The sequence below is a fragment of the Rhodococcus sp. IEGM 1366 genome (assembly GCF_033142425.1).
GTDB classification, from domain to species: domain Bacteria; phylum Actinomycetota; class Actinomycetes; order Mycobacteriales; family Mycobacteriaceae; genus Rhodococcus_F; species Rhodococcus_F globerula.
This window is the reverse complement of the sequence record NZ_JAWLRZ010000028.1, coordinates 1-12,201: the sequence shown is the minus strand read 5'-3', so window position 1 is coordinate 12,201 and position 12,201 is coordinate 1. Positions and strand designations below refer to the sequence as shown.

Below are 12,201 nucleotides of genomic sequence, written 5' to 3'. Positions count from 1 at the left end.
TTCGTACAACCTCGTGTCACTCGCTGTGAAGCGGGAGTCGGTGTCCGTGTCGCTCTGACTTGGAATAAGTTACGCGACTGCCGAAGCCTTTAACAAATCGCCTGGTCAGGGCGAATGCTTTTGCCATTTCCGCAGCTAGAGCCCGTCATATCACCGTCAATTCACCGAAATTGCGCAAATGTGACGCCGGACACCGAAGGATGAAGGGCGAACTCACACAATCTCGACCCGTATTCCGGCGTCCTCGAACAATGCGACTTGCCGTGCGTCTACTGCGGAATCGGTGACCAGCACCGCCCCCGGAGGAATCGGGGCCCACGCATGGAATGGCCGTTCCCCGAGCTTGGCGGAGTGCGCAAGTATGTAGACCTCGCCGGCGCGCTCGATCATCATCTCCTTCAATCGCGTCTGGTCGAGCTCTGCTTCACAAATACCCAAGTCAGCGGTCACGGCATCAGCACCGAGAAAGGCCTTGTCAAAGGACACCCGCTGTAGCGATGCCTCAGCGAGTGGCCCGACAAACCCCTGGCTGAGCTGCCTCAATGTCCCGCCGAGGCATTCGACTCGGACACCCTCGGCATCGGCCAGCGCTTCGAGCGCGGTCAAGCCAGCAGCAATCACCGTCAAATTCGTCACGTGACGTAAGAACTCGCCCATCGCGCCCACCGTCGTACCGGCATCCAAGAGGACGGTCTCTCCAGGCCGGACCTGCGCTGCAGCCCACTCGGCAATTCCCCGCTTGGCCTCGAACCCCTCCATTGCGCGTTGACGCAAGGAGGATTCCGGATGAGGGTTGAGAGCAATCGCGCCACCGTATGTTCGGGCAATAACCCCCTGCGCGGTCAGCTGGCTCAGGTCGCGGCGAATCGTGGACGCGGTCACCCCGAATTGAGCAGACAGATCCTCGACACTGGCCAGACCGCTGGTGCGAGCGAGCCTCGCAATCTCCGATCGCCTCGCCTCCGATTCCCGGATGGCCATCGCTCCCCCTTCGAAACTCCGCGCCTACTTGGAAACGAATGTGCTGGTTGCCAATTCGGCTGCCTGTCGCAGCGCCTCGACCATACTACCGGCCTCGGCTATGCCTTTACCTGCGATATCGAAGGCGGTTCCATGGTCTACCGATGTACGAATGACAGGCAAACCGACGGTGATGTTGACGCCCGCTTCGATTCCGAGAACCTTGACCGGACCGTGCCCCTGATCGTGGTACATCGCGACGATCAAGTCGTAGTCGCCACGGCCGGCCAGGAAGAATGCCGTATCCGCGGGCAGCGGGCCGTGCACATCCATTCCCTCTGCTTTAAGCAGTTCGACGGCCGGAATGATCTTCTGTTCTTCCTCCCCGTAGCCGAAGAGCCCGTTCTCTCCCGCGTGCGGATTGATTCCACACACTCCGATCTTCGGTTCCGGATTTCCCGTCCGCACCAAGGCTTCGTGACCTCGACGAATAGTCCGTTCGACCAGTCCGGGCTCGATCCGAGCAACTGCGTCGAGGAGCCCGATGTGCGTGGTCACGTGGATGACCTTGAGTTTGGGCGTCGACAGCATCATCGACACTTCCTCGGTACCTGTCAGGTGCGCGAGCAGCTCCGTGTGTCCCGGGAAGATATGACCTGCTGCATGTAGGGCCTCCTTGTTCAGGGGCGCTGTGCAGATCGACTGAACTTCACCGCGGACAGCGAGTTCGCTTGCAACACGGATGTACTGATATGCGGCGTCTCCGGCAACGGCTGACAGTTCACCCCACGCCAAGTCCTCCGGCAGTAGGTCAAGGTCGATAACGTTGATCCGTCCGGACGTGAATTCGGCATCCTTGATCTCGTCGACCGCGACCACGTCGACATCGATGCCGAGTACTTCAGCAGCCAGACGTAGGCGTTTTGCGTCGCCGACAACAACTGGGCGGCAACGCTTTCTTGTTTCGTCCTCGAGTAACGCCGGAACGATCACTTCGGGCCCGACGCCGGCGCCGTCCCCCATGGTGACAGCGATCAGCGGCAGTGGTGCGGATTCGATGGGCATTACGTTGACCTCGTTGTCTGAAGGATTTACCGAAAGTGGACTGTGCGGAGTGACGACCGATGCAGGGCGCGAGAGAAACTCCGTGATGGAAAGCAAACTGTGTACATCGCCGAAACTGCCCGGCCGCGTGACGATGTAGCGTCCCGTCGGATCGCGGGAAAGCACTGCACCGTATTCGATTTCGCATACCGGCGACAGATGCTCGATGCCCAGTCGATCGAGAACGCTGCGTGCGGTTTCGCCGCCGGTGAGGACTAGATCAAGTGGGCGTTCTCGGCCCGCGAGACTCACATCGACGGCTGTGATCAGTTCAGCCAGAGCAGATACCAAGCGGGCAGCCTCAGTCGGGACGACTGGCCCACCAACCGAAACGACAACATTTCCGCCATCGAGGGCTTCCAGGATCGTAGACGGCTCAGCCGAATTCGACAGGAGGTCAGCGCTGTTCACGAGTACGTGCCGAACACCGGAATTCCGAAGCAACGCCACCTGCTCAGCTGCGGAGGTGTCCGCCGTCCCCACAACCGTCAAGCTGCTTCGCGAAGCACGCAGCTGCACAGCAGTATCCGACGATCGTGCTGTTCGACTTCGCGCCACGGCCGCAGTAAGCGCAGCGGTTCCCACCAGCCTGGAACGCGGAACCTTCTGCGCTGCAGTCACAATCATGTCAAGGTCTGCATCCGTTTCTACATCGCAGACGGCAACCGATTCGAAATCGGCGATCTCCTGGAGTATCCGAGGTAGCGCTTCCGACCGTACGACTACCAGCGGTACGTCGGCAGTGAGCACCGAGTCACCGAGCACTTCGGCGATCGAGTGCGGGGGTTGCGTCGCCTCCGCGCGCCACAACGAGGTGGTATGCAACGGAACACCGTCGACAAGTGGCACGCCATCGCGGACCGTCCGTCCCAGCGTGGGGAGTCCGGCGGCAACAATGACCGGCGATCCGTCGCGCGTAAGTTCTGCAACCTCGGCAGCTATGTTGCCCCGGAGTAGAGAGTCGATCTTCTTCACAACAGCGAAGCCCGCGGCCGATTGCAGAACAGTGCGGACGTCGCTCCTGGCCTGAGCGGGATCGGAACGACGCGAATGCAGGTCGAAGACGGTCACATCGCTTCCGTCCGGCGTGCCGGGGCGCAGCCTGAGCGATACAGAGCTACTGCGGGCAAGAAATCCAGCGGCCGATTCCGCGGCGCCTGACAGGTCATCTGCGATTACTACCAGTGGTTTCATCGACTACCTCGACCCCCTTTCGGTCTGAATCGAGTATGCACAGTCCCGCAATTGATGCGCGAAGTACGCAAATGAAGTTACGGGACTTGCGCGAAGTGCGCAACAGTGCCATTGTGAGCTGAGTTACAAGCGAGAGTCCGACACGATTGTGCGCAAACAATCCACTCGGAGCGTCGCCCCCACGCTGCCCGTCAGGATCGAAAGGTCACCGATGACCAATTCTCGTTTGCGAACACCACAGCTCTCCCGGCGCTCCTTCTTGCAGTTCACGGGACTGATCGGTGGCGCAACACTTCTTGGTTCGACGGCCGCATGCGCCGGCCCCACCGGAAAACCGACCCAAGACACACTCGTGCTCGGACTCAACCGTTCACTCGTCAGTCTCGACAACAAACTCAACCAATTCGACGCCGCAGTCACGGCTCAACGCGGCGTCCGGCAGGGACTCACCCGCATCGGTGACACCCTGACCCCACAACTGGTTCTTGCCGATCAGTTCGAGTCGACCGGCCCCACCGAGTGGACAGTTCGACTCCGCGAGGGAATCCGCTACTCCGACGGCACCCCCGTGGTCATCGACGACGTCACGACGGCCATGGAGATGTACCAGCAGGTCAGCGGATCGTTTGTCGCCCCTCAGTTCCCGGAGTGGCCTACCGTGGTCCCGATCGACGACCGCACATTCATTCTCCGAACAAAATCCCCGGTACCGGTGCTCGACTCACTCATGTCGAATATCTTGATCACGCCGGCGGCCGCCAACGAACCGAACGAACTGCAGAGCGGTGTCGGTTCCGGCCCGTTCGTCGTCAGCGAATCGAACCGTGGCACCGGCGATTACACGCTGGTCGCCAACGACAACTACTGGGGCCCAGCCCCCGGTGTTCGTAGAGTCCAGGTTCGCTTCATCCCCGAAGAGGCCGGCCGAGTGGTTGCGCTGCGGAGCGGTGAGGTCGACGTCATCGACTCGATCAGCCCGGACTCCGCAGAACAACTCGCAGACCTCCCTGGCGTCCAGGTCGATACCGTGCCGAGCACTCGAATCAACCAACTGTTCTTCAACTTTCGAAAGCCCGCCGATCACCCACTGTCCAATCCACGTGTCCGCGAGGCACTGACCTACGCCATCGACGGCGAGTCGCTCGCCCGTGACGTGCTGATCGGATCGGCGGTCCCGGCCACCGGTCCTGCACCGTCGACATTGGACGGAGCCGTGAAAACCGGTACCTACCAATATGATCCACAAAGAGCGCGGCAAATTCTCGCCGCCGAGGGTGCCGATGACCTGGAACTCACCTTCATCTGGGAAACCGGAGAATTCACCAACGACGTTTCGGTGATGGAATCGGTACTCGAGATGATGAAAGCAGTGGGTGTTCGCGTCAAACTGCAGCAGTTCGAGCCAGGTGGTGACATCTCGTCGTGGCGTCAGGGCAAGACCGGGGACTGGGATGTGCTGGGCAACGGTTACGGCAACCAGACTGGACTTGCACTGACCACGCTGCAGGGCATGTATGCGGGAACTGCCGAGAAGGAAGCAACCCGCGACACCTATCACGGGTACGTGTTCCCCGAGATCACCGCGAAGATCCAAGCCGCATCGAGCGAACCGGATCCGTCGCAGCGTGCCGCTCTTCTCGACGCCGCGCAGCAGGACATCTGGAACACCTGGCCCTGCCTGTGGAGTTTTGTCCCCAACGCACTGCTCGCGAAACGCACACGCGTTCAGAATGTTTCACTGACCCCGATCAACTCCTACGACCTCGGCGCCGTCCGATTGGAGGCCTGAGGCGATGACTCTCACTGCTCCGACACCGCAAACCGCACGCGAAATTTCCCCGCGTCGTCGCACAAAGATGAACCCGACACTCAAATACGTGCTCAAACGCTTGGCACAGAGCGCACTGACGATCTTCCTCACGCTCACAACAGTGTTCGTCCTCATCCGCATGGCGCCGGGCGATCCTGCCTATGCTTTGGCCGGGCCGCTAGCGAGTACAGAAGATCTCGCTAAGATCCGCGCTGACATGGGCTTGGACAAGTCCGTGTTCTCCCAGTACTTGATCTACCTGTGGGATCTCCTTCACCTGAATCTCGGCACGTCGTACTCGTTCCAGGCGCCGGCCATGGACGTTGTCCTCGGCAGACTTCCGTACACCATCACCCTGGCCGTCAGTTCTATTCTGCTGACCGCCGTGCTCTCGATTCCGTTGGGCGTGTGGATGGCCCGTCACGCGGACACGCGACGCGAACTCGGCGCGAACGTCGTGGCCGTCGGCGGACAGTCCATGCCGGAGTTCTGGAGCGGCCTGATGCTGGTGACGATCTTCGCGGTCTTGATTCCCGTGCTCCCGGCTGCCGGATTCACCACGTGGCCGTCGTTGATCCTGCCCACCGTCACTATCGCGATCCTCCAGATCGCGTTGATCTCCCGGATGGTTCGACGCGAAATGGTCTCGGCCTTCGCCTCTCCGTACATCACCGTCGCTCGATCACGCGGAGTATCGGAACGCGAACTCACCTGGCGATACGCCATGCGTAATTCGGCGATTCCCATCGTCACCGCACTGGGCACCAGATTTGCCGGCATGCTCAACGGCGTCGTAGTCGTCGAGGTCGTCTTCGCCTGGCCTGGTGTCGGCTCACTGGTGGTGCGCGCGCTCGAGACACGCGACTACCCACTGATCCAAGCGACCGTACTCGTCACCGCAGTCCTGGCGGTACTCGTACAACTCGCAGTGGACCTCCTCTATCCCCTCCTTGACCCACGGGTACGCCTCGGAAAGGGCGCCAACTGATGACCACAGTCTTGGAACCTCCCACAACACCGCGCCCCAGCGCAGTCACCGAGGCTGATTTCGCTCGCGCCGGAGCCACACGTCGTAAGCGAGACAGCCGCGTCAAGATCTGGGCCGGCTCGATCTGCGCGCTCCTGGTGATTCTTCCCGTCGCGCTCGCCGGCCTGCTGCCACTGGCAGATCCGAATCAAACCAACCTGAGCCAGCGACGGTTGCCTCCGCTCAGCGAGGGCCACCTGTTCGGCACCGACCAGCTTGGACGCGACCTACTCTCGCGAATCCTGCACGGCGGGCAAGTGTCTCTGACAATCGGCATTCTCGCCGTCGTCGTGTCCGGCATCATCGGCGTCGTCGCAGGTTCTGCCGCAGGCTACTTCGGCGGTTGGGTCGACACGGTCATCTCACGCTTGCTCGAGGCACAGCTGTCCCTTCCTCTGTTGATGATGCTTCTTCTTGTCGTCGCGCTGTTCGGTCCGTCCATTCCCGTGATCACGTTTGTCATCGCAATCGCGCAGTGGCCCGAAGTCGCCCGACTGACCCGTTCCTTGGTGCTCGTCGAACGCGAAAAGCCCTATGTAGCAGCAGCCAGAGTCCTGGGCCTGACCCGCATGGCCATCCTCGTCCGCCACGTAATCCCGAACATCGTCAAGCAGGCGTCGCTTGTCGTGCTGTTGCTCCTCGCCCAGGCCGTCCTTCTGGAAAGCTCGTTGAGCTACCTCGGCGCGGGACCACAACGTCCGTTCGCGACATGGGGCCGAATCATCGCCGACGGTCAGGACTACATCACCACCTCATGGTGGATCGTGACGCTGACAGGCCTGATGATCGTGCTGCTGGTGGTCGGAGTGAACCTACTCGGCGACGGCCTGCGCGATCGGCCGACAGGATCGAAACGACTGGGCGCAAGCCTGTTCGGGCGTGGCAGCGCCCAGAAAGCGAAGGCGTGAGACATGGGAAATCTACTTCGGGTCGACGACCTCCAGATCGAACTTGTCACTGCCAATGGCGTAATCCGAGCCGTCGACGGCGTGTCCTTCTGCATCGATGCCGGTGAAACAGTCACCATCATCGGTGAATCCGGCTCGGGCAAGTCGACGACAGCTATGGGAATCCTAGGGCTGCTTCCGGACGATCTTGCCGTCCTCTCCGGGAAGGCCGCGTTCAAGGGCCAGGACATTCTCGGAAACACGAAGATCTTGAACGACATTCGTGGACGACACATCGCCCTCATTCCCCAGGATCCGATGACGGCTCTGAGTCCCGTCCACACCGTCGGCAGTCAGCTTCGAGAAGCCGTGCGCCACAGCGGCGTGACTGCCAAGAAACAGCAAATCGAGCGGGCAGTGGAACTGCTCGAACAGGTGCGCATTCCGTATCCGGATCAGCAACTCGACAAGTACCCACATCAGCTGTCGGGTGGAATGTTGCAGCGTGTCCTGATCGCCGGCGCACTTGCCGCCGGCCCCGAGCTGATCGTTGCCGACGAACCCACCAGCGCATTGGACGTCACCGTGCAGGCCGGGATTCTGGACCTACTGCTCGAGTTGCAGGAGCGCACCGGAATCGGAATGCTGGTCATCACCCATGACCTCGGAGTTGCCCGACTCGTATCCGATCGCATCTACGTGATGAAGGACGGACGTTTTGTCGAGACCGGCAGCGCCGACGTCCTCGTCGACGCACCGCAAAGCGCCTACACACAAAAGCTTCTCGACGCGATACCGCATCTGGGGCCTTGGGACGGCGACCCCGCCACCGATACGCGTTCAACCCAGATCGGAGCCTCGGCATGAGCACACACAACAGTCCGTTGCTTGCCGTCGAAGACCTCGTTGTCGAGTATCCGGTTCCCGACGGGGTATTCCGAGCCGTGGATGCTGTGAGCTTCTCGGTGGAGAAGGGTAAGACCCTTGCCATCGTCGGCGAATCCGGATGTGGCAAGTCGACGATCGCTCGATCTATCGTCCGACTCCTCACGCCGACCAGTGGACGCATTCTCGTCGACGGCACCGACATCGCGCAGATGTCGGAGAAGTCGTTGCGCCCCTTCCGCTCCCGCGTGCAGATGGTCTTCCAAGATCCGTACGGATCGCTGGACCCTCATCTGACTGCCGAGGACATCATCGGAGAACCCCTACGACTCAAGGGAGTCCGAAGCAAGGCGGAACGCGCCAGAGTGGCGGCCGAGCTCGTCGACCGCGTGGGATTACCCAGCTCTGCCTTGCACAGACGTCCGGCGGAGTTCTCCGGTGGGCAACGTCAACGCATCGGCATAGCCCGCGCACTTGCCAGCGGACCCGAGATCCTGGTGTGTGACGAGGCCACCAGCGCTCTCGACGTTTCGGTGCAAGCGCAGGTACTCGAACTCCTACGTGAAATCCAAGCCGATACCGGTCTGACGTACGTTTTCATCTCACACAACTTGGGCGTCGTCCGAGAAATCAGCGAGACCGTAGTCGTGATGTCGAAGGGAACCATCGTCGAAACCGGTTCCACAGAAACAGTTCTCGCCAGCCCACGCGAGCCGTACACCCGCGCACTACGAAGCGCTGCCCTCGATCCCACCACCATGGTCGGGATCAAACCACGGCACGTGGTGGCAGCCCTGTCCAAGAACTTGCTAGCCAAGCAGACCGAATCACGAGGAGTTGCCTGATGACCGCCCCACTCGAGCTTCCGAAACTAGTGCTGGGCACCATGACATTCGGAGACACCGTCGACATTTCGGGTGCGGGTTCGATGCTCGACGCAGCACTGAACGCCGGCATCACACACATCGACACCGCCAACGGATATGCGGGCGGTGAGTCCGAGCGCATGCTGTCGAAACTCCTCCATGGCCGACGCGATTCCGTCACTCTGGCCACCAAGGCGGGAATGCCGCACCCCGATGCCGGTGACAACAGCCCACTCTCGGCGCAGGGACTCCGGGCAAGCATCGAAGGAAGCCTGCGCAGGCTCGACACCGACTATGTCGACCTGTTCTATCTCCATCAGCCGGATCGAGCGGTATCGCTTAGCGAAACACTAACGACCGTCGCCGAACTGGTTGCGGAAGGAAAGATACGCGCTCTCGGTGTTTCCAACTTCGCAGCCTGGCAAATCAGCGAAATCAACTACACCGCAGACACAGTGGGTGCGCCGCGACCGATCGTCGCACAACAGCTCTACAACTTGCTCGCACGTCGGATCGAAGAAGAATACGCAGAATTCGCGAACGTGACCGGGCTGACCACCATGGTCTACAACCCGCTCGGCGGTGGACTACTCACCGGGCGTCATACTTTCGAGGAAAACCCCGCCGACGGCCGATTCGGCGACTCCCGCCTCGCGTCGATGTACAAGGAGCGGTACTGGAACACACAGATTTTCGACGCCATCGCGCAACTGTCGACAATCGCCGAACAAGCCGGGATCGCTATGACCGAACTTGCTCTTCGCTGGCTCGTCAGTAAGCCGGCAACCGGCCCGATACTCCTGGGAGGATCGAAGGTCACACACCTGGAATCCAACATCGCGGCACTCCAGCGCGGCGCACTCGACAATACGATCGTCGAAGAATGCGAGCTGGTCGGAGCCGCACTGCGCGGCCCCATGCCCAACTACAACCGCTGAAAAATACCCGCCAACACCAAGAGAGACCCCGCTATGTCTGCACAGGAATTCGCCGCACGTATCCGCGGACGCGAACGCATCCTCGGTTACTGGTCCGTCATCGACAGCCCGATCTCGACCGAATGGATCGCACACGTCGGCTGGGACTACATCGCACTCGACATGCAGCACGGTCTGATCGGTTACTCGGGAATGGTCGCCGGGCTCACCGCCATCGACTCGTCGCCGTCCACCGTCGGCATGGTCCGAGTCGAAGCCAACAATCCAACTCCCATCGGGCGAGCTCTCGACGCCGGCGCTGTGGGCGTCATAGTTCCACTGATCAACAACGCCGAAGAAGCCGCGGCTGCAGTCGCTGCCGCCAAGTACCCGCCATTCGGCGTTCGCTCCTACGGACCGATGCGCTCGCAACTCCGGGTCGGACCTATCCCCGCCGACGCGAACCGCGACACAGTTGTCTTCGCGATGATCGAGACACCACAAGGCCTGGCGAACGTCGAAGAAATCTGCGCAGTGCCCGGATTGGACGGCGTCTATGTCGGCCCGTCCGATCTACGAATTGCCGTCGGCGGCAAGCATTCCAACGATCCGGATGTGTCCGAGGAATTCGAAGCTGCGCTCACTCGGGTCCGCGAAGCCGCTGCCGCGGCCGGTGTTGCCGCCGGAATCCACACCCCAGCCGGGCAGATAGCAGCGCAGCGTCTCGGAGAGGGCTACACCTTCGCGACGGTTGCCTCCGACCTCACCCACCTGGCAAACGTCTCGGCTCAACACTTGGAAGCCGCTAAATCCTGATCCAGGTACAGAAATGGCGATGCACCCGTCCCAGGAGGTACGGGTGCATCGCCATTTCATCCGACTAACGCTGAATTGCCTTGATCTCGAGGAACTCTTCGAGCCCGAACGTGCCTGCTTCACGTCCGATACCCGACTGCTTGTAGCCACCGAACGGAGCATTCGTGTTGAATGCTCCGCCGTTCACTTCTACCTGACCCGCCCGCAACTGCCGTGCGACGCGATCCGCCCGATCGGGATCACCCGACCAGACACCGCCGGCCAGACCGTACTCGGTACCGTTGGCGATCCGAACTGCGTCGGCTTCGTCCTTGTATCCCATGATCGAGAGGACCGGCCCGAAAATCTCCTCGCGCGCAATCGTCATGTCCTCGGTGACATTGGAGAACACCGTCGGCCCGACAAAATATCCACTGGCCAAACCTGTTTCGCGGCCATCGACTACAGCTGTGGCGCCCTCAGCCACTCCCTTCTCGATGTACCCTCGAACGCGTCCGAGCTGATTCGCGTTCACCAACGGCCCAAGCACGGAAGTGGGCTGCGTCGGATCTCCCACAGGGAAATGCGCGGCGACCGCGGCAGCGATTGCAGCGGCCTCATCCACCTTCTCCGCCGGAACCAACATACGAGTCAGCGCTGAACACGTCTGGCCCGAGTTTATGAAGCACTTTGCGACGCCATCCGTGACGGCCTTTTCGAGGTCTGCGTCATCGAGAATCACGTTTGCGGACTTTCCACCCAACTCGAGTGAGACCCTCTTGATGGTGTCTGCTGCCACGATGGCAACGCGCTTGCCCGCACGCGTAGAACCTGTGAACGAGACCATGTCCACCTCGGGGTGGCCTGCAATTGCCTCACCGACAACCGGTCCGTATCCACTCACGAGGTTGAATACACCTGCAGGCAAACCGATTTCATCAAAAATATCGGCAAGCGCATACGTGATCAGAGGCGCAACTTCGGTTGGCTTGAGAACAACCGTGCAGCCGGCTGCCAATGCGCCGCCAACCTTCAGGACCACCTGATGCAAAGGAAAGTTCCAGGGCGTGATCGCGCCGACAACGCCCGCCGGCTCACGGACGATCAACGAGTTGCCAACCTCATGAGCGTCGAAGTCGTAGGTTCGTGCGAGTTCCGCGAACGCGTTCAGGTTCGCGAGCGGCATACCGATCTGTACAGGCTTCGCGAACCCCAGCGGCATACCCATGTCCGCAGACACCAGCGCAGCGAGTTCGTCGGTTCGCTCGGCGATCAGCGCCGCAGCTTTGGACAGGTACTCTGCGCGCTGAGCACCGGTCAACGCCGACCACTCGGGAAAAGCTTTTCGTGCCGCAACCGCTGCGGCGTCAACGTCGTCTGCAGTACCTTCTGCGACCTGAGCGATTACTTCCTCAGTTGCGGGATTCAGCACGTCGATACGGCCGCTACCTGCCGATTCGATCCAGGATCCGTCGACATAAATTTTGGTGCGGTCGAGAATATCGGTCATCGAAGCCTCCAAAGTCATCACTCATGCGTTGGTGAGGGCCCGCGCTCTCCGCGCCGGGAACCTCCTCCGAGCCTAACCACGCATGGCACGTTCCGTGGCAGGTTCATTGCCATGGCGGACTGCGACTGGTGAAACTTGTGACCGATACAGGTTTTTGGGGTGAAACGAGAAAAGCCCCCCAACAATGTTGGGGGGCTTTCTCAAGTTGTGTTCGGCGGTGTCCTACTCTCCCACACCCTGTCGAGT

At 60.9% G+C, this 12,201-nt stretch carries 10 protein-coding genes; 7 read left to right on the top strand and 3 right to left on the bottom strand.

Annotated features, from left to right (window positions below; genetic code table 11):
* Positions 1 to 213: 213 nt before the first annotated feature.
* Positions 214 to 981 (bottom strand): DeoR/GlpR family DNA-binding transcription regulator, encoded by a 768-nt coding sequence (locus R4P64_RS33885; RefSeq protein ID WP_045071550.1) that lies wholly within the window; start codon positions 979 to 981, stop codon positions 214 to 216.
* A gap of 24 nt (positions 982 to 1,005) precedes the next feature.
* The gene (pdxA, locus tag R4P64_RS33880) at positions 1,006 to 3,258 is read right to left on the bottom strand and encodes a 4-hydroxythreonine-4-phosphate dehydrogenase PdxA (protein WP_317824571.1); all 2,253 of its coding nucleotides are present in this window, start codon (positions 3,256 to 3,258) and stop codon (positions 1,006 to 1,008) included.
* A 211-nt stretch (positions 3,259 to 3,469) separates the two neighbouring features.
* On the opposite strand from pdxA, the gene R4P64_RS33875 reads away from it, so the two are divergent.
* From R4P64_RS33875 to R4P64_RS33845, 7 genes are read left to right on the top strand one after another with little or no spacing between them, the layout of a single operon-like run.
* Complete coding sequence (locus tag R4P64_RS33875; protein WP_317824570.1) at positions 3,470 to 5,047, top strand: ABC transporter substrate-binding protein; 1,578 nt, start codon at positions 3,470 to 3,472, stop codon at positions 5,045 to 5,047.
* Between the two features lie 4 nt (positions 5,048 to 5,051).
* Positions 5,052 to 6,056, top strand: coding sequence for an ABC transporter permease (locus R4P64_RS33870; RefSeq protein WP_172937825.1), 1,005 nt, complete (start codon positions 5,052 to 5,054; stop codon positions 6,054 to 6,056).
* Positions 6,056 to 7,003, top strand: coding sequence for an ABC transporter permease (locus R4P64_RS33865; RefSeq protein ID WP_045071542.1), 948 nt, complete (start codon positions 6,056 to 6,058; stop codon positions 7,001 to 7,003). Before R4P64_RS33870 ends, R4P64_RS33865 begins: the two co-directional genes overlap by 1 nt.
* Positions 7,004 to 7,006: 3 nt before the next feature.
* Positions 7,007 to 7,849 carry an ABC transporter ATP-binding protein gene (locus R4P64_RS33860; protein WP_317824569.1) on the top strand — a complete coding sequence of 281 codons (843 nt, stop codon included), beginning with the start codon at positions 7,007 to 7,009 and terminating at the stop codon, positions 7,847 to 7,849.
* The gene (locus R4P64_RS33855) at positions 7,846 to 8,712 is read left to right on the top strand and encodes an ATP-binding cassette domain-containing protein (protein ID WP_317824567.1); all 867 of its coding nucleotides are present in this window, start codon (positions 7,846 to 7,848) and stop codon (positions 8,710 to 8,712) included. The genes R4P64_RS33860 and R4P64_RS33855 overlap by 4 nt, the downstream gene beginning before the upstream one ends.
* Complete coding sequence (locus R4P64_RS33850; RefSeq protein ID WP_317824566.1) at positions 8,712 to 9,671, top strand: aldo/keto reductase; 960 nt, start codon at positions 8,712 to 8,714, stop codon at positions 9,669 to 9,671. The genes R4P64_RS33855 and R4P64_RS33850 overlap by 1 nt, the downstream gene beginning before the upstream one ends.
* Before the next feature lie 33 nt (positions 9,672 to 9,704).
* Positions 9,705 to 10,466 (top strand): HpcH/HpaI aldolase family protein, encoded by a 762-nt coding sequence (locus tag R4P64_RS33845; RefSeq protein WP_045071539.1) that lies wholly within the window; start codon positions 9,705 to 9,707, stop codon positions 10,464 to 10,466.
* A gap of 64 nt (positions 10,467 to 10,530) precedes the next feature.
* Here the strand turns inward: R4P64_RS33845 and R4P64_RS33840 are convergent, their stop codons facing one another.
* Complete coding sequence (locus tag R4P64_RS33840; RefSeq protein ID WP_045071553.1) at positions 10,531 to 11,955, bottom strand: aldehyde dehydrogenase family protein; 1,425 nt, start codon at positions 11,953 to 11,955, stop codon at positions 10,531 to 10,533.
* Between the last annotated feature and the right edge of the window lie 246 nt (positions 11,956 to 12,201).